We start from the raw sequence: 16,596 nt of genomic DNA, 5'->3' as shown, positions 1-16,596 counted from the left end.
CGGGCCGAGGAGTTCCCAGACCGGCCGCCCCGGCCCGAGGAGTTCCTAGACCGGCCGCCCCACCAGCATCGTCGGCGCTCCCGCCACCCGGGTCAGGAACACCGTCGCCGAGTGGGGCCCCTGCGGCTTCACCTTGCGGCGCAGCTCCTCGGGCTCGACGGCCGACCCCCGCTTCTTCACGGTGAGGACGCCGACCTCGCGCTCCCGGAGCAGGGCCTTCAGCTTCTTGACGTTGAAGGGGAGCTGGTCGGTGATCTCGTAGGCGGTGGCGTACGGCGTCACGTGCAGCTCGTCCGCGGTGACGTAGGCGATGGTGGGGTCGATCAGCCCGCCGTCCACGTCCTCGGCCACCTCGGCGACCAGATGGGCGCGGATGACGGCGCCGTCCGGCTCGTACAGGTACCGCCCGACGGGCCGGACCTCGGGGTCGGGCAGCATCGTGTCGGGCGTGGCCCGCACGGCCGCGAGCGAGGGCAGCAACACCGCCCGCCGCGCACCGGGGACCGCGGCGCCGAACCACAGCACCGCCTCCTTGACGTCGCCCCGGTCGGAGACCCACTCGGCCTCGGCGTCGGCGGGAATCATCTCGTGCGGAATCCCGGGAGCGATCTTCAAAGCGGCCCGGGGGGCCCTGCGGGCCGTCTCGACCGCCCAGGACAGCGGCGGCGAGTAGGACTCCGGGTCGAAGACGCGCCCGCGACCGCCCCGCCGGCCCGGGTCGACGAACACCCAGTCGTACCCGTGCGTGTCCACCTCCGTGACGTCGGCCTCCCGTACCTCGATCAGGTCCGCGAGCCCGAGCGCGTCGGCGTTCGCGCGCGCCACCGCCGCCGTCAGCGGATCCCGGTCCACCGCGAGCACCCGGATCCCGGCCCGGGCGAAGGCGATCGCGTCCCCGCCGATCCCGCAGCACAGGTCCGCCACGGACTGCGCCCCCAGCGCCCGGAAGCACATCGCCCGGTACGTCGCCACACTCGCCCGCGTCGACTGCTCGACCCCGTTCGGCGTGAAGAACATGCGCTCCGCGTCCTCGGCCGCGAACTTCGCCGCCGCCCGCTGCCGCAGCCGCGCCTGGCCGAGCGCCGCCGACACCAGCTCGGCGGGGTGCTCGCGGCGCAGCCGGGTGGCGACGGCGAGCTCCTGGGCGGGGTCGGTGCCGCGCACCTCGTCGAGGAGGGCGCGGCCCTCGGGGGTGAGCAGGGCGGCGAAGGCGAGGAGAGGGTCGTTCACCGGGTCATTGTGGGCCAGTCGGTGGACGGCGTGCCCGCGGCCCGCGGTGTCGGGGTGGGTTCCGCGGCGGGGGCTGCGAGGATCCGGCACCATGCGAGTGGTCGTACAAAACGATAAAAGCCGGGCGTGTCGGCGCGGGTTGCGTCGCGGTGTCCTCGCCGCCGTCACCGCCGCGGCCGTCCTCTCGGGCTGCGGCCGGGCCGACCCCGCCGACAGCCCCGAGGCCAACCCCGCCCCGGGCCGACAGCAGCGCCTCCAGGCCCCCGCCGCCCGCGCCCTCGACGCCTACGCCACCGAACTGCGCGCCGCGTACAAGGCCCGCCTCGCCGCGGCCAGGCACTGGGGACTGCGGCGGGTCCCGCTCACGCCCCCGCCGGCGCCCGCGAAGAAGCCGAGGATCACCACCCGCGAGGGCTTCGAGGTCGACGACCACGAGGAACTGGGCCTGCCGCCCGTCTTCACCACTGTCCCCACGAAGCGGAAGGTCGTCTTCCTCACCATCGACGACGGCGCCGAGAAGGACCCGGCGTTCCTGCGCATGATGAGCGAGCTGAAGGTGCCGTACACCGCCTTCCTCAGCGACTACCTGGTGAAGGAGAACTACGGCTACTTCGCGAGGATGCAGGCCGCGGGAGTGACCCTGAGCAACCACACCCTGCACCACCCCTACCTGCCCGGGCTGTCCTACGCCCGCCAGAAGCGCGAGATCTGCGGCATGCAGGACGTGATCGAGAAGCGCTACGGCAGGCGCCCGACCCTCTTCCGCCCGCCCTTCGGCGACTACGACCAGGCCACCCTGCGCGCGGCGAAGGCCTGCGGCATCAAGTACGCGCCGCTGTGGGACGAGGAGGTCTTCGTCGACCACTGGGAGTACCGCGAGTGGGACGGCGCCCTGCATCCCGGCGACATCGTCCTCAGCCACTTCCGCGGCCGGCGCGACTGGAAGGGCACGATGCCCGACATGATCCGCCGGTTCCTGAACAAGGTCACGGAGAAGGGGTACGCGGTGGCTCGGCTCGAGGACTACCTGTGAGGCGGCGACTGTGGGCGGGCGTGCTGGCGGCCGCCGTACTCCTCACCGGCTGCGCCCAGTCCGTCGACCCGATCGAGCGGCTGGGCAAGAAGGCGGCCCAGCGCGTACGGCCGCACGAACCGGCCGGGGAGCGCCCCTACGCCCGCTGGGGCCTGGCGGCTCCGCTGCCCCCCGCCCCGAAGCCGCCCGCGCGGTCCGCCGCCGGTGGCGCCGACGCGGGGCGCGGCGGTCTCCCGCCCGTCGTCGACCACGTACCGACCCGCGACAAGGTCGTGTTCCTGACCTATGACGACGGCTCCGAACGGGACCCCCGGTTCGTCGACATGGTCCGTGAACTGCGGCTTCCGGTGAGCATGTTCCTCACGGACAGTGTCGTCGGCCCGGGCTACGGCCACTTCGCGCGCCTGCGTTCCGTCGGCGCGACCATCCAGAACCACACCCTCGACCACCCCTCCCTGCGCGGCCTGCCCTACGCGGGGCAACGCGCCGAGATCTGCGGCCAGCAGGACAAGCTCAGGTCCCGCTTCGGCCTGCGCCCCCGCCTCTTCCGCCCGCCCTACGGCACGTACGACGCGACCACCCTGCGCGCGGCCGCCGACTGCGGCATCGCGGCGGTCGTGCTGTGGCGGGCCTCGACGGAGAACGGCGCGCTCGTCTTCGGCGACGGCGAACGCCGGTTGCGGCCCGGCGACATCGTCTCGGTCGCCTCCGGCGAGGCGACCGGCCCGACCCTGCGGGAACGGACGACGCGGTTGCTGCGGGAGATCCAGGGGCGGGGACTGACCGTGGGACGGCTGGAGGACTACCTGTAGCGCCGATCGGCCTCAGCGGTCGTACGCCAGCGCCGCGAAAGCCACCAGGAGCGCCGCCACCATCAGCTGCGCAGCCCCGGTGCCGCTGTAACCGCGCCGGAACAGCAGGGCGGCGGCCCCCAGCGCCGTCAGCGCCATCACGCCCATCCACACCAGCATCCCCGTCGGATGCCCCGCCCACGCGAAGATCAGCGCGAACACGTACCCGAAGGCGACTTCCGCGACCAGCAGGACGGCGAGCACGCAGCCGTCGGCCGGCGAAGAACGAGACCCCATGAGGGAACGGTACGAAAATCAGCCCGGTCGGCGCTTGATCGTCGCCCGCAAGGGCGCACGCGAGCGCGCCGCGCCCCACGGGATTGGCACTCCGCTTGACCGAGTGCTAATCGCGGTCATAGTCTCAGCTCTGGCACTCCCCCCTGGAGAGTGCCAACAACGCGACGGGCAGGTCCGGCACCCGCGACGACGGATCGACCTGGTCGCCACCTCAGACAGTTAACCCCGTGAGATCTCCGAAGGGGGAGGTCGGATCGTGACGACCACCAGCTCCAAGGTTGCCATCAAGCCGCTCGAGGACCGCATCGTGGTCCAGCCGCTGGACGCCGAGCAGACCACGGCCTCTGGCCTGGTCATTCCGGACACCGCCAAGGAGAAGCCCCAGGAGGGCGTCGTCCTGGCCGTGGGCCCGGGCCGCTTCGAGAACGGCGAGCGCCTCCCGCTCGACGTCAAGACCGGCGACATCGTGCTCTACAGCAAGTACGGCGGCACCGAGGTGAAGTACAACGGCGAGGAGTACCTCGTCCTCTCGGCTCGCGACGTGCTCGCGATCATCGAGAAGTAATTCACCAGGCTTCATCGGCTTCCTAACCGAAGCACATTGCTTTGATCTGCGCCCCTGGCCCCCGCGACCATTAATCAGCCGGGCGCCCGGGGCGCAGTTCGTTTTCGTTCCCATTTTTCCGAGAGGGCTACGCTCCCATGGCGAAGATCCTGAAGTTCGACGAGGACGCCCGTCGCGCCCTCGAGCGCGGCGTCAACAAGCTTGCCGACACGGTCAAGGTGACGATCGGCCCCAAGGGCCGCAACGTCGTCATCGACAAGAAGTTCGGCGCCCCCACCATCACCAACGACGGCGTCACCATCGCCCGCGAGGTCGAGATCGACGACCCGTACGAGAACCTCGGCGCCCAGCTGGTGAAGGAGGTGGCGACCAAGACCAACGACATCGCGGGTGACGGCACCACCACCGCCACCGTGCTGGCCCAGGCGCTCGTCCGCGAGGGCCTGAAGAACGTCGCCGCGGGTGCCTCCCCGGCGCTGCTGAAGAAGGGCATCGACGCGGCGGTCAAGGCCGTGTCCGAGGACCTGCTCGCCTCGGCCCGCCCGATCGACGAGAAGTCCGACATCGCCGCCGTGGCCGCGCTGTCCGCCCAGGACCAGCAGGTCGGCGAGCTCATCGCCGAGGCGATGGACAAGGTCGGCAAGGACGGTGTCATCACCGTCGAGGAGTCCAACACCTTCGGTCTGGAGCTGGACTTCACCGAGGGCATGGCCTTCGACAAGGGCTACCTGTCGCCGTACTTCGTGACGGACCAGGAGCGCATGGAGGCCGTCCTGGAGGACCCGTACATCCTCATCCACCAGGGCAAGATCTCCTCCATCGCGGACCTGCTTCCGCTGCTGGAGAAGATCATCCAGGCGAACGCCTCGAAGCCGCTGCTGATCATCGCCGAGGACGTCGAGGGCGAGGCCCTGTCGACGCTGGTCGTGAACAAGATCCGCGGCACGTTCAACGCCGTCGCCGTCAAGGCGCCCGGCTTCGGTGACCGTCGCAAGGCGATGCTGCAGGACATGGCCGTCCTCACCGGCGCCACGGTCATCTCCGAGGAGGTCGGCCTCAAGCTCGACCAGGCCGGCCTGGACGTGCTCGGCTCCGCCCGCCGCGTCACCGTCACCAAGGACGACACCACGATCGTCGACGGTGCCGGCAACAAGGCGGACGTCGAGGGCCGCATCGGCCAGATCAAGGCCGAGATCGAGAACACCGACTCCGACTGGGACCGCGAGAAGCTCCAGGAGCGCCTCGCGAAGCTGGCCGGCGGCGTGTGCGTGATCAAGGTCGGCGCCGCCACCGAGGTGGAGCTGAAGGAGAAGAAGCACCGTCTGGAGGACGCCATCTCCGCGACCCGCGCCGCGGTCGAGGAGGGCATCGTCTCCGGTGGTGGCTCCGCGCTGGTCCACGCCGTCAAGGTCCTCGAGGGCAACCTCGACAAGACCGGCGACGAGGCCACCGGTGTCGCGGTCGTCCGCAAGGCCGCCGTCGAGCCGCTGCGCTGGATCGCCGAGAACGCCGGCCTCGAGGGCTACGTCATCGTCTCCAAGGTGGCCGAGCTCGAGAAGGGCAGCGGCTACAACGCAGCCACCGGCGAGTACGGCGACCTGGTCAAGGCCGGCGTCATCGACCCGGTGAAGGTCACCCGCTCCGCCCTGGAGAACGCCGCCTCCATCGCCTCCCTCCTCCTCACGACCGAGACCCTGGTCGTCGAGAAGAAGGAAGAGGAAGAGCCGGCCGCCGGCGGTCACAGCCACGGCCACGCGCACTGACGTACGTCAGCACCGAGGCCACGAAGAAGCCCCCGTCCCGCAACCGGAACGGGGGCTTCTCCCCTCGCGGGCGACCTTGTGACCCAGGCCCCTGGTCCCGGGTCCGTCCCCTACCTCTCCAGTGCGTCCAGCGCCCCCAGCTGTGCCATCAGCCCCAGCCGGTCGTACTGCCACCACGCTTCGGCGATCTTTCCGTCGTCACTGAACCGGTGGATGGTCGAGCCGGTCATGGTGACCTGCTTCCCGGTGGCGGGAAGGCCCATGAACTCACCCTTGTGGGTGCCGCGCCAGGTCCAGCGGCTGCACACGCGGTCGTCCTGGGCGATCTGGTCCTCGACGGAGAAGGCGAAGTCGAAGCCGCTGCGCCACATCTCGACCTCCCGCCGCATCGCGTCCATCCCGATGGTGTCCTGCTCGTTCGCCGGATCGTGGTCGTGGTAGCTCTCCGCGATCAGGCCGTCGAGCGGCGGCAGGTTCCCGTGGATCGCGACCGTGTCGAAGAACCGTCGGGCGGTTTCCGCGTCCAGCTGCTCGTCCCGCACCACGTCCAGATCGGTGAAGGTCGGCATCTCGTCACACAGCGCCACCAGATCCCGGAATATCTTGTCGGTCTCCGGAAGGTTCGAGTTCCGCATCGCCTCCTCGTACGACGGGAACTCCACGATCTCGATGAAGTGCGACGCGTCCGAGCGGTCCTTGCCGACCACCGCGTGCGTCGCCGTCCGCTTCCCCTTGGTCTGCTCGACCCATGTGTCCATCAGCCGGTCCATCTCGTCGAACCGGCTGGTCCTGCAGTCGATGAGCTGTACGAACGTCATGACACCGCCTCCGGCCCCCCTGGGTCCGGTTCCGTCACGCCCATCTTCCCACCGGAGCGTCGACGTCACCCGTTACGGCCAACCGCTCACTGCGGCCCGTACTTGCGCCCCGTCTTCGAGCTGATCCCGCCCAGCAGCGAGCGCGGGGTCACCTTCACCAGGCCCATCAGCGCCTTGTACCGCGGATCCGGGATGGACAGCGACTTCCCCCGCGCCAGATCGTTCAGCGCCGCCGCCACCAGCTTGTCCGCGTCCAGCCACATCCAGCCCGGGATGTTGTCCGTCCCCATCCCGGCCCGCTGGTGGAACTCCGTCCGTACGAACCCCGGGCACAGCGCCATCAGCCGCACCCCGCTGCCCGCCAGATCCCGCGCCGCACCCTGGGTGAACTGCACGACCCACGCCTTGGACGCCCCGTACGTACCCCGGGGCACGAACGCGGCGACCGAGGCCACGTTCACGACTCCGCCGCGCCCCCGCTCCCGCATCGCCTCCGTCGCCGCCGAGGTCAGCCGCAGCACCGCCTCGCAGTGCACCTTGAGCATCTTCAGTTCGTCGGACATCGATACGTCGAGGTAGCGGCCCTTGTTGCCGAAGCCGGCGTTGTTGATCAGCAGGTCGACGGCGTTCCTGCGGTTGGCGAGCCGGTCGGCCACCACCTCGATGCCCTTGTCCGTCGCCAGGTCGGCGGTCAGCACCTCCGCCTCGATGCCGTGCCGGTCGTGCAGTTCGGTCGCCTGCTCCCGCAGCCGCTTGGTGTCCCGTGCGACGAGGACCAGGTCGTGCCCGTCCGCCGCCAGTCGCCGCGCGAACGCGGCGCCGATGCCCGCGGTCGATCCCGTAATCAGAGCCGTTGTCATGGCCCAAGCGTAGTTACCCGGACCGCCCCGATCCGCTCCGGCGCCTGGTCGGACGCGGGGGTGCCCTCATCCCCACCGGTCCCGGATGACCGCACGTCAGGCGCCCTGCCCCGGGTCGGCGACAGTGGGCAAGCGTCCTGGCTCTCGACGGCGCCCGCAGCACAGGTGTCCCGCCTCCCCGCCCGGCGCCGGTACCGCACGGGCCCACCCCGCGCCCGCCGCCAGGACATCAGCCCCCGTACTTCTCCACGTACCTCCGCGCCTCCGCCAGCGACTCCGGATGCAACGCCTCGCCCGCCGCGAGCAGCTGCGGCAGCAGCTTCCGTTCCCGTGTCACCGCCCGGAACTGGAGGGCGACGGTCACGTCGTGGTCGGGGCGGTGCACGACCTCGACGGGGTCGCCCGCGCGGATGTCACCCGGCTGGACGACGCGCAGATACGCACCGGGCGCGCCCTTGGCGGTGAACCGCTTCACCCACCGCTGCTCACCCAGATGGCCCTGGAAGGTCAGGCAGGGAATCCGTCCGCAGGTGACCTCCAGCACCACCTCGGGACCTATGCGCCAGCGCTCACCGATCCGCGCGCCGGAGACGTCGAGGCCCTCCGTGGTGAGGTTCTCGCCGAACGAGCCGCTGGCCAGCGGGCGCCCCAGTTCGCGTTCCCAGTCGTCGAGGTCCTCGCGGGCCACGGCGTAGACGGCCTGGTCGTCGCCGCCGTGGTGGCGGGTGTCGCACACCGCGTCCCCGGCCAGCCCGCTCGCCCCGACCCCCTTGGGCCCGGGGGCCGCAACCCGTACCGGCCCCTGGACCGGCTGCTTGTCGATGCCGGTCAGGCCCTCCGCCTGGTCCGTGTACGGCACGGACCTCGGTCGGCCCAGGTTCAAGGAAAGAAGCTTCATGGCCCGCACGGTAGGTGACCGGCACCCCAAGCGTCGACGCATTATTCGGCGCCGTACCCAAGGCTCGCTTATGCTCTAGGGGTGATCGAGGCCCGTCATCTGCGCGTGCTGCGCGCCGTAGCCACCACCGGCTCCTTCTCGGCGGCCGGCCGCGAACTCGGCTGCACCCAGCCCGCCGTCAGTCAGCAGATGAAGGCCCTGGAGACATCGGTCGGCACGCCGTTGCTGATCCGCAGCGGCCGCGAGATGCGCCTGACCCAGGCGGGCGAGGCGCTGGTGCGGCACGCGACCGGCATCCTCGCCGGGCTCACCGCGGCCGAGGAGGAGGTCGCGGCCATCGCGGGCCTGCGGGCCGGCCGCGTCCGGCTGGTCTCCTTCCCCAGCGGCAGCTCCACACTGGTCCCGACCGCCCTCGCCGCCCTGCGCGCCGCCCACCCCGGCACCCGCGTCTCCCTGGAGGAGGCCGAACCGCCGGCCTCCGTCGAGATGCTGCGCCAGGGCGACTGCGACCTCGCGCTCGCCTTCCGCTACGAGGGTGCGGCGGGCGTGGAGGAATGGGACGACCTGGTCGTACGGCCGCTGCTGACGGACCGGCTCGTCGCCCTCGTCCCCGAACGGCACCGGCTCGCGCGCGCGGAGTCCGTCGCCATCGGCGAACTCGCCGCGGAGCCGTGGATCGCGGGCTGTCCCCGCTGTCGCGGCCAACTGGTGGAGGTGTGCGAGAGCGCGGGCTTCACGCCCCGCATCGACTTCGCCACCGACGACTACCCGGCGGTGGTGGGACTCGTGGGCGCCGGACTGGGTGTCGCCGTCCTGCCCCAGCTCGCCGTCGAGTCCGTACGGCCCAGGGGGGCGCGCACGGTGACGCTGGAACCGGCGGTGCGGCGGGAGATCGTGGCGCTGACGCTGCCCGATCTGGCGCAGGTGCCGGCGGTGGTGGCGACGCTGGAACAGCTGGCCGTGGCGGCGGAGCGGCCGCGAGGGCCCGTGGGGCACTGAGCGCGAGGGCCCGTGGGGGCACCAATAAGGGCACGCGTGCGCGTGCCCTGCGTTTTTGCGCGTGAACGCCCCGTGTTTCGCGTGTGCCCCGTGCGTGTCCTGTTTGGGTCCCTGTCTGTGCCCCGTCTATGCAGAAACGTTCCTTCAGGTGTTCGAGGCGGTGTCCCCGCCGGTCGTCGATGCCGACACCAGCCGGTTGCGCGCCCGCCCCATCAGCTCCTCGCGCTCGTCCTCGGTCAACCCGCCCCACACGCCGTACGGCTCTCTCACCGCCAGCGCGTGCGCCGCGCACTGGGCGCGTACCGGGCACCTCATGCAGACCTCTTTGGCCGAGTTCTCGCGAGCGCTCCGAGCCGCTCCGCGCTCGCCCTCCGGATGGAAGAAGAGCGAGCTGTCCACCCCGCGACAGGCAGCCAGCAGCTGCCAGTCCCACAGGTCCGCGTTCGGTCCGGGAAGGCGGGAGAAATCTGCCATTGCGTGACCCCTTGCAGCCGTTCTGAGCGGATACGGTGCTCACGACCGTACATCTACCATCTAAGGAGATGAAAATATGACTCATTTAGAATCTAGCCTCAGACACCAAGAAATGGGAAGAAAAGGGTCTGAATGGGGCATAGGTTGTGATGAAACGTTGTGGGTCTGTCGCGCATGTCTGCACCGTGTTGGCCTCCTCACGTAGAGTGCCGAAGACGGCATGTGGCCCCGTAACTCTTTCGAGTGACCGTCGTTGAGAGTGCGGAGGCGGTTGAAAACACAAGAGCTCGGGCAAGCGTCCGAGACGGTCGACCGCACAGGTGACGATTTCGTACCAGCCTGGAGGCACAAGGTGACGCGCATCAGCTGCGGAGGGCGGCCATGACTTCCGTCCTCGTCTGCGACGACTCCCCGCTTGCCCGAGAGGCGCTCCGCCGCGCGGTCGCGACCGTGCCCGGCGTCGAGCGCGTGACGACGGCGGCCAACGGCGAGGAAGTCCTCCGCCGCTGGGGGGCCGACCGCTCGGACCTGATTCTGATGGACGTACGCATGCCCGGACTGGGTGGCGTCGAGACCGTCCGGCGGCTGCTGTCCGCCGACCCCGGTGCGCGCATCATCATGCTCACCGTCGCCGAGGACCTGGACGGCGTGGCCCTCGCCGTCGCCGCCGGAGCCCGTGGCTACCTGCACAAGGACGCCTCCCGCGCGGAGTTGCGCGCCACGGTGACCCAGGCCCTCGCCGACCCGACCTGGCGGCTCGCCCCGCGTCGGCTGCGCTCGGCCGAGATGGGCGCCGCCCCGACGCTCACCGCGCGTGAGATCCAGGTGCTGGAGGGCATGAGCCACGGCCGCTCCAACGCCGAGATCGGCCGCGAGCTGTTCCTCTCCGAGGACACCGTCAAGACCCACGCGCGGCGGCTGTTCAAGAAGCTGGGCGCCTCGGACCGGGCCCACGCGGTGGCGCTCGGTTTCCGGTGGGGTCTGGTCCGCTGAAGCCGCTCCGGCCGACCGGGCCGGAGGAAGGCGACGGCAGGTGGGGCCCGCCGGTGCGGCGGGACCCGCCGGAGCCGCAGGCCGTGCAGAGTGTGTCGCAGCGGGGGTACGGAAGTCCGGGAAAACCCCGCTCACCGCAGGTGGGCGGGGGTGACGACCGGGCTCGCCAGGTGCCCGCTGCTCGTTTCGCCGCGGATGCCGCATCCTTGAGGGTGTGGAGTTCCTCGCGGACAAGTCGGTCGAGCGGAAGGGGAGGGCGCAGGGGATGAGTTCCGGCGCACCTGCTCATAACGCTTCGGTGCACAACCACGAAGGCGGTGCCACGGACCGTGCGGCCGCAAGGCACCATGGTCCGATGCGCGAGGACGAGGCGGTCACTGCCCATGGGGCGATCGGTGCGCTCGTCCACCGCGCCGTCGACGGCGACGAGCAGGCCACGCACGACCTGCTCGCCCACGTCCACCCCCTCGCCCTGCGTTACTGCCGCACTCGTCTGTCCCGCCTGCCGGGCGACGCCCGCCACTTCGTGGAGGACCTGGCCCAGGAGGTCTGCGTGGCGGTCCTCCTCGCCCTGCCCCGCTACCGGGACACCGGCCGTCCCTTCGAGGCCTTCGTCTTCGCCATCGCCGCCCACAAGGTCGCCGACCTGCAGCGCGCGGCCATGCGCCACCCGGGTTCGACAGCCGTCCCCTCCGACGAGATGCCGGAGCGGCCGGACGACTCCCTCGGCCCGGAGGAGCGCGCCCTGCTCAGCAGCGACGCCGAGTGGGCGAAGAAACTGCTGGCCAACCTGCCCGAGAACCAGCGCGAACTGCTCCTGCTGAGGATCGCGGTGGGCCTCACGGCCGAGGAGACCGGCCAGATGTTGGGAATGTCACCCGGCGCGGTACGGGTGGCACAACACAGGGCGCTCAGCCGCCTGCGCGCGCTCGCCGAGCAGTAGCGCCAGCGGCGGTACTCCCTTGCGGGCGCCCCCGGATGAACAGGCGCCCACCTGATTCCGTACGACATTCCGTACGAACATACGAAGCCCGGAGCCATCCGGAACCGTGGAATTCGAGACCCGCGCTTCCCGTTAGCATGGACATCCGCACCGATCAAGGCCATTTGGGGAAGGTGTCATGACTGCCAACGTCGACGGAGTACCCGGTAAATTCGCGACACTCGGGCTGACCTACGACGACGTGCTGCTGCTGCCGGGTGCATCCGAAGTGCTCCCCAACGCGGTCGACACCTCGTCCCGCATCTCCCGCAACGTCCGGGTCAACATCCCGCTGCTCTCCGCGGCGATGGACAAGGTGACCGAGTCCCGCATGGCGATCGCGATGGCCCGCCAGGGCGGCGTCGGCGTGCTGCACCGCAACCTCTCCATCGAGGACCAGGTCAACCAGGTCGACCTCGTGAAGCGCTCCGAGTCCGGCATGGTCACCGACCCGATCACGGTGCACCCCGACGCGACGCTGGCCGAGGCCGACGCCCTGTGCGCCAAGTTCCGCATCAGCGGCGTCCCGGTCACCGACGGCAACAAGAAGCTGCTCGGCATCGTCACCAACCGCGACATGGCCTTCGAGACCGACCGCACGCGTCAGGTGCGCGAGGTCATGACCCCGATGCCGCTGGTCACCGGCAAGGTCGGCATCTCCGGTGCCGACGCCATGGAGCTGCTGCGCCGCCACAAGATCGAGAAGCTTCCCCTGGTCGACGACGCGGGCGTCCTCAAGGGCCTCATCACCGTCAAGGACTTCGTCAAGGCCGAGCAGTACCCCAACGCGGCGAAGGACGCCGAGGGCCGACTGCTCGTCGGTGCGGCCGTGGGCGCCAGCCCCGAGGCCTTGGAGCGCGCCCAGGCGCTCGCCGGGGCCGGCGTGGACTTCCTGGTCGTCGACACCTCGCACGGCCACAACAGCAACGCCCTCAGCTGGATGGCGAAGATCAAGTCGAGCGTGGGCGTCGACGTGATCGGCGGCAACGTCGCCACGCGTGACGGCGCCCAGGCGCTGATCGACGCCGGTGTCGACGGCATCAAGGTGGGCGTGGGCCCCGGCTCGATCTGCACCACCCGCGTGGTTGCCGGCATCGGTGTCCCGCAGGTCACCGCCATCTACGAGGCGTCCCTCGCGGCCCGCCCGGCAGGCATCCCCCTGATCGGCGACGGCGGCCTGCAGTACTCCGGCGACATCGGCAAGGCCCTCGCCGCCGGCGCCGACACCGTGATGCTGGGCAGCCTCCTCGCGGGCTGTGAGGAGTCCCCGGGCGAGCTGCAGTTCATCAACGGCAAGCAGTTCAAGTCGTACCGCGGCATGGGCTCGCTCGGTGCGATGCAGTCCCGTGGCCAGGCGAAGTCGTACTCCAAGGACCGCTACTTCCAGGCCGAGGTCGGCTCCGACGACAAGCTCGTGCCCGAGGGCATCGAGGGCCAGGTGCCCTACCGCGGCCCGCTGGCCAACGTCCTGCACCAGCTCGTCGGCGGTCTGCGCCAGACGATGGGCTACGTGGGCGCCGCCTCCATCGACGAGATGGAGGCCAAGGGCCGCTTCGTCCGCATCACCTCCGCGGGTCTCAAGGAGAGCCACCCGCACGACATCCAGATGACGGTCGAGGCGCCGAACTACAGCAGGAGCTGACTCGCACGCGGGCGTGAGACACACACGAGGGCGGCCCCGGGACTCCCGGAGCCGCCCTCGGTGTGTCCCGGGCCACCGGCGGGGCGGCCGCTGTCGTACCCGTCGGCGATACTGGAAGACGCTGCAACGCATCAGGGAAAGGCCACAGACGTGACTGAGATCGAGATCGGGCGCGGCAAGCGCGGCCGCCGGGCGTACGCCTTCGACGACATCGCCGTCGTCCCGAGCCGTCGTACGCGGGACCCGAAGGAGGTCTCGATCGCCTGGCAGATCGACGCCTACCGCTTCGAGCTGCCCTTCCTGGCCGCCCCCATGGACTCGGTCGTCTCCCCGGCCACCGCGATCCGCATCGGTGAGCTCGGCGGCCTCGGCGTGCTGAACCTCGAGGGCCTGTGGACGCGGTACGAGGACCCGCAGCCGCTGCTCGACGAGATCGTCGGGCTCGACGCGGAGACCGCGACCCGACGCCTCCAGGAGATCTACTCCGCCCCCATCAAGGAGGAGCTGATCGGCGCGCGCATCAAGGAGGTGCGCGACTCCGGCGTGGTCACGGCCGCCGCGCTCTCCCCGCAGCGCACCGCCCAGTTCTCCAAGGCGGTCGTCGACGCGGGCGTGGACATCTTCGTCATCCGCGGTACGACGGTGTCGGCGGAGCACGTCTCCGGCTCGCACGAGCCGCTGAACCTGAAGCAGTTCATCTACGAACTCGACGTCCCGGTGATCGTCGGCGGCTGCGCCACCTACACCGCCGCCCTGCACCTGATGCGCACCGGCGCGGCCGGGGTCCTCGTCGGCTTCGGTGGCGGCGCGGCCCACACCACGCGCAACGTGCTCGGCATCCAGGTCCCGATGGCCACGGCCGTCGCGGACGTGGCCGCCGCCCGCCGCGACTACATGGACGAGTCCGGCGGCCGGTACGTGCACGTGATCGCGGACGGCGGTGTCGGCTGGTCCGGCGACCTCCCCAAGGCGATCGCCTGCGGCGCCGACGCGGTCATGATGGGCTCCCCACTGGCCCGCGCCACCGACGCGCCCGGCAAGGGCAACCACTGGGGCATGGAGGCCGTCAACGAGGAACTGCCCCGAGGCAAGAAGGTCGACCTCGGCACGGTCGGCACCATCGAGGAGGTCCTGACGGGCCCGTCCCACACCCCCGACGGCTCCATGAACCTCTTCGGCGCCCTCCGCCGCGCCATGGCCACCACCGGCTACAGCGAGCTGAAGGAGTTCCAGCGCGTGGAGGTCACGGTCGCGGACTCCCAGCACAAGCGGTAGGCGCTACGAGGACCTCGGAAGGGGCCGGTCATCTCACTCGGGTGAGGTGACCGGCCCCTTTTGCGTGGCCGGGCGGGCGCGGGGGCGTGTGGGGCGGGCTGGGGGCGCACGGTTGCCTTCGACGTCGATCTGCGCTGGTCAGCAGGGTTGAGAGCGATAACGTGCGCGTGGCGCCCCAGGTTTCTGGAGCGCCCCCTTCCAAGGACTTGTTCCGGGCCCCCGCCTTCGGGGCCCGGCCCGATTTCCGACGGACCGCCTACCGGGTCAATGGGTGGTGTCGTGGAAGGGGGCGCCCATGGGACGCCACCGCAAGCCCACTCGATGGGATCGGATCCGGCTTTGGCTGGTGAAGTGCCGGAGGAGGTGGATCTTGCGGATTTTCGGATGGTGAGCGGCCGCCCCTAGGAAACATAGGGGCGGACACTCCGTGATCCATCCTGGAGCCTGCCGCAGTACCCCCTGCGGTGGGCTCCGCCTTGTTGCAAGGATAGTGAGCGGCCGCCCCCACGTAACCTAGGGGCGGACACTCCGTGATCCATCCTGGAGCCTGCCGCAGTGACCGCTGCGGTGGGCTCCGCCTGTTTCCACCGTACTGGCGCAGAGAACCGCGTGCCACTAACCGCAGCGGTCGGCAACCCCACGCGCCCCCCTTCACAACCGATGCGCCGCCCCCGTAGGCGTGGCCCCCCGCGTGTCCAGCAGCAACTGTGCCTTCACCGAGAGGCCCTGGAGGTCGTACGTGCGGTGGTTCTGGAGCAGGATCGTCAGGTCGGCGTCGGCGGCGGCCTCGTAGAGGGAGTCCGCGCGGGGGACCGGGCGGTCGAGGACGTTCCAGGACGGGACGTGCGGGTCGTGGTAGCTGACGGCCGCCCCGAGGTCCATCAGACGGATCGCGATCTCCCGCGCGGGAGTCGCCTTCTGGTCGGCCAGGTCGGGCTTGTAGGTGACGCCGAGCAGCAGCACGCGCGCGCCCCTGGCCGACTTGCCGTGCTCGTTGAGCAGCGCGGCGGCGCGCTGGACGACGTACCGGGGCATCCGGCTGTTGACCTGCTGGGCCAGCTCCACCATCCGCAGGGGGTGAACGGGGCGGCCGTCCAGGCCCGACAGGTCCTGCGGGGAGGAGTGGCCGCCGACACCGGGGCCGGGGCGGAACGCCTGGAAGCCGTACGGCTTGGTCTCGGCGCAGCGGACCACGTCCCACAGATCGACGCCCAAGTCGTGGCACAGGACGGCCATTTCGTTGACGAGGGCGATGTTGACGTGCCGGTAGTTGGTCTCCAGCAGCTGCACGGTCTCGGCTTCTCGTAGCCCACGCGCGCGTACCACCTTGTCGGTGAGTCGGCCGTAGAAGGTGGCGGCGGACTCGGTGCAGGCTGGGGTGAGACCGCCGATGACCTTGGGGGTGCCGGCCGGGGTGACGTCCCGGTTGCCGGGATCGACGCGGCTGGGGGAGTGGGCGAGGTGGAAGTCGCGGCCCGCGCGCAGCCCCGAGCCCTCCTCGAGAAGCGGACGCAGGAATTCCTCCGTCGTGCCGGGGTAGACGGGCGATTCCAGGATCACCGTGGTGTGCGGGCGCAGATGTGCGGCCAGGGTGCGGGCGGCCGCCTCCACCTGACTCAGGTCGGGCCCGCCGTCCGCGCGGCGCGGTGTCGGCGCACAGATGACCGCGGTGCGCACCCGGCCGAGCTCGGCGGGGTTGGTGGCGGGCCGGAAGCCCCCCGAGAGCATCCGGCGCAGTTCGGCGGGGCTGAGGGAACCGGCCTCCGGCCCGGTCCGGTAACCGAGCGTGGAGATGCCGGCGGCGACCGCGGCCTGCGCCAGCGGCAGACCGAAGGGGCCGAGTCCGATGACGGCGAGATCTGCGGGCATGGCTGGGCCGTCCTTCCCGATAGCCGAAGTGGGACAGGTGCGCAAGCCCTGTGGACAGGATGGGCGAGCGCAATGTCAGACTAGGAGTAAATATGACCGTTATGCGG

Annotated in this window: 16 protein-coding genes; 9 read left to right on the top strand and 7 right to left on the bottom strand. The window is 70.6% G+C overall.

The features are described 5' to 3' along the window. Positions 1–45 precede the first annotated feature (45 nt). Positions 46–1,230 (bottom strand): methyltransferase domain-containing protein, encoded by a 1,185-nt coding sequence (locus ACGFNV_RS10390; RefSeq protein ID WP_393621107.1) that lies wholly within the window; start codon positions 1,228–1,230, stop codon positions 46–48. Between the two features lie 91 nt (positions 1,231–1,321). Between ACGFNV_RS10390 and ACGFNV_RS10385 the strand changes: the two genes are divergently transcribed. Both ACGFNV_RS10385 and ACGFNV_RS10380 read left to right on the top strand, forming a co-directional pair. After that, the gene (locus tag ACGFNV_RS10385; RefSeq protein ID WP_393621105.1) at positions 1,322–2,263 is read left to right on the top strand and encodes a polysaccharide deacetylase family protein; all 942 of its coding nucleotides are present in this window, start codon (positions 1,322–1,324) and stop codon (positions 2,261–2,263) included. Next, on the top strand, positions 2,260–3,075 hold the full coding sequence (locus ACGFNV_RS10380; protein ID WP_393621103.1) for a polysaccharide deacetylase family protein: 816 nt from the start codon (positions 2,260–2,262) through the stop codon (positions 3,073–3,075). The genes ACGFNV_RS10385 and ACGFNV_RS10380 overlap by 4 nt, the downstream gene beginning before the upstream one ends. Positions 3,076–3,087: 12 nt before the next feature. Here the strand turns inward: ACGFNV_RS10380 and ACGFNV_RS10375 are convergent, their stop codons facing one another. Further along, complete coding sequence (locus ACGFNV_RS10375; protein ID WP_393621102.1) at positions 3,088–3,351, bottom strand: hypothetical protein; 264 nt, start codon at positions 3,349–3,351, stop codon at positions 3,088–3,090. A gap of 256 nt (positions 3,352–3,607) precedes the next feature. On the opposite strand from ACGFNV_RS10375, the gene groES reads away from it, so the two are divergent. Both groES and groL read left to right on the top strand, forming a co-directional pair. Continuing rightward, positions 3,608–3,916, top strand: coding sequence for a co-chaperone GroES (groES, locus tag ACGFNV_RS10370; RefSeq protein WP_003998759.1), 309 nt, complete (start codon positions 3,608–3,610; stop codon positions 3,914–3,916). 137 nt (positions 3,917–4,053) lie between these two features. After that, a complete protein-coding gene (groL, locus tag ACGFNV_RS10365; protein WP_393621100.1) occupies positions 4,054–5,679 on the top strand; it encodes a chaperonin GroEL in 1,626 nt (541 codons plus the stop codon). 110 nt (positions 5,680–5,789) lie between these two features. On the opposite strand, the gene ACGFNV_RS10360 is transcribed toward groL, so the two are convergent. From ACGFNV_RS10360 to ACGFNV_RS10350, 3 genes are all read right to left on the bottom strand, one after another. Further along, positions 5,790–6,497, bottom strand: coding sequence for an ester cyclase (locus ACGFNV_RS10360; RefSeq protein WP_393621098.1), 708 nt, complete (start codon positions 6,495–6,497; stop codon positions 5,790–5,792). 86 nt (positions 6,498–6,583) lie between these two features. Further along, the gene (locus ACGFNV_RS10355) at positions 6,584–7,357 is read right to left on the bottom strand and encodes an SDR family NAD(P)-dependent oxidoreductase (RefSeq protein WP_393621096.1); all 774 of its coding nucleotides are present in this window, start codon (positions 7,355–7,357) and stop codon (positions 6,584–6,586) included. A gap of 229 nt (positions 7,358–7,586) precedes the next feature. Continuing rightward, the gene (locus ACGFNV_RS10350; protein WP_393621094.1) at positions 7,587–8,255 is read right to left on the bottom strand and encodes an MOSC domain-containing protein; all 669 of its coding nucleotides are present in this window, start codon (positions 8,253–8,255) and stop codon (positions 7,587–7,589) included. Between the two features lie 81 nt (positions 8,256–8,336). Between ACGFNV_RS10350 and ACGFNV_RS10345 the strand changes: the two genes are divergently transcribed. After that, entirely contained in the window at positions 8,337–9,254 is a 918-nt protein-coding gene (locus tag ACGFNV_RS10345; protein ID WP_393621092.1) for a LysR family transcriptional regulator, read from the top strand. 144 nt (positions 9,255–9,398) lie between these two features. Here ACGFNV_RS10345 and ACGFNV_RS10340 read toward each other — a convergent pair whose 3' ends face one another. Next, positions 9,399–9,728 (bottom strand): WhiB family transcriptional regulator, encoded by a 330-nt coding sequence (locus ACGFNV_RS10340; RefSeq protein ID WP_133927605.1) that lies wholly within the window; start codon positions 9,726–9,728, stop codon positions 9,399–9,401. A 381-nt stretch (positions 9,729–10,109) separates the two neighbouring features. On the opposite strand from ACGFNV_RS10340, the gene ACGFNV_RS10335 reads away from it, so the two are divergent. The 4 genes from ACGFNV_RS10335 (at position 10,110) to ACGFNV_RS10320 (ending at position 14,620) form a co-directional block, all read left to right on the top strand. Next, positions 10,110–10,721 carry a response regulator transcription factor gene (locus ACGFNV_RS10335; RefSeq protein ID WP_003948568.1) on the top strand — a complete coding sequence of 204 codons (612 nt, stop codon included), beginning with the start codon at positions 10,110–10,112 and terminating at the stop codon, positions 10,719–10,721. A 355-nt stretch (positions 10,722–11,076) separates the two neighbouring features. Further along, positions 11,077–11,664, top strand: a complete 588-nt coding sequence (locus ACGFNV_RS10330) for a sigma-70 family RNA polymerase sigma factor (RefSeq protein ID WP_393621090.1) — start codon at positions 11,077–11,079, stop codon at positions 11,662–11,664. A gap of 178 nt (positions 11,665–11,842) precedes the next feature. Continuing rightward, positions 11,843–13,345, top strand: coding sequence for an IMP dehydrogenase (gene guaB / locus ACGFNV_RS10325; RefSeq protein WP_393621088.1), 1,503 nt, complete (start codon positions 11,843–11,845; stop codon positions 13,343–13,345). A gap of 150 nt (positions 13,346–13,495) precedes the next feature. After that, positions 13,496–14,620 (top strand): GuaB3 family IMP dehydrogenase-related protein, encoded by a 1,125-nt coding sequence (locus tag ACGFNV_RS10320; RefSeq protein ID WP_037681310.1) that lies wholly within the window; start codon positions 13,496–13,498, stop codon positions 14,618–14,620. Positions 14,621–15,271: 651 nt separating this feature from the next. Here ACGFNV_RS10320 and ACGFNV_RS10315 read toward each other — a convergent pair. Next, positions 15,272–16,489: a nucleotide sugar dehydrogenase gene (locus tag ACGFNV_RS10315; RefSeq protein WP_393621086.1), complete on the bottom strand. Its 1,218-nt coding sequence runs from the start codon at positions 16,487–16,489 to the stop codon at positions 15,272–15,274. Positions 16,490–16,596 lie beyond the last annotated feature (107 nt).

It is taken from the genome of Streptomyces sp. NPDC048751 (genome assembly GCF_043198595.1).
In the GTDB taxonomy this organism is placed as follows: Bacteria; Actinomycetota; Actinomycetes; order Streptomycetales; family Streptomycetaceae; genus Streptomyces.
The sequence above is the reverse complement of the archived record's forward strand: the minus strand, read 5'-3'. Positions and strand labels throughout refer to the sequence as shown.

What these genes read in the sequence shown, in the direction of transcription:
- ACGFNV_RS10355 (WP_393621096.1), bottom strand. Translation starts at nt 7,357, where the DNA reads ATGACAACGGCTCTGATTACGGGATCGACCGCGGGCATCGGCGCCGCG.
- guaB (WP_393621088.1), top strand. Translation starts at nt 11,843, where the DNA reads ATGACTGCCAACGTCGACGGAGTACCCGGTAAATTCGCGACACTCGGG.
- ACGFNV_RS10340 (WP_133927605.1), bottom strand. Translation starts at nt 9,728, where the DNA reads ATGGCAGATTTCTCCCGCCTTCCCGGACCGAACGCGGACCTGTGGGAC.
- ACGFNV_RS10315 (WP_393621086.1), bottom strand. Translation starts at nt 16,489, where the DNA reads ATGCCCGCAGATCTCGCCGTCATCGGACTCGGCCCCTTCGGTCTGCCG.
- ACGFNV_RS10360 (WP_393621098.1), bottom strand. Translation starts at nt 6,497, where the DNA reads ATGACGTTCGTACAGCTCATCGACTGCAGGACCAGCCGGTTCGACGAG.
- ACGFNV_RS10335 (WP_003948568.1), top strand. Translation starts at nt 10,110, where the DNA reads ATGACTTCCGTCCTCGTCTGCGACGACTCCCCGCTTGCCCGAGAGGCG.
- ACGFNV_RS10330 (WP_393621090.1), top strand. Translation starts at nt 11,077, where the DNA reads ATGCGCGAGGACGAGGCGGTCACTGCCCATGGGGCGATCGGTGCGCTC.
- ACGFNV_RS10350 (WP_393621094.1), bottom strand. Translation starts at nt 8,255, where the DNA reads ATGAAGCTTCTTTCCTTGAACCTGGGCCGACCGAGGTCCGTGCCGTAC.
- ACGFNV_RS10385 (WP_393621105.1), top strand. Translation starts at nt 1,322, where the DNA reads ATGCGAGTGGTCGTACAAAACGATAAAAGCCGGGCGTGTCGGCGCGGG.
- groL (WP_393621100.1), top strand. Translation starts at nt 4,054, where the DNA reads ATGGCGAAGATCCTGAAGTTCGACGAGGACGCCCGTCGCGCCCTCGAG.
- ACGFNV_RS10375 (WP_393621102.1), bottom strand. Translation starts at nt 3,351, where the DNA reads ATGGGGTCTCGTTCTTCGCCGGCCGACGGCTGCGTGCTCGCCGTCCTG.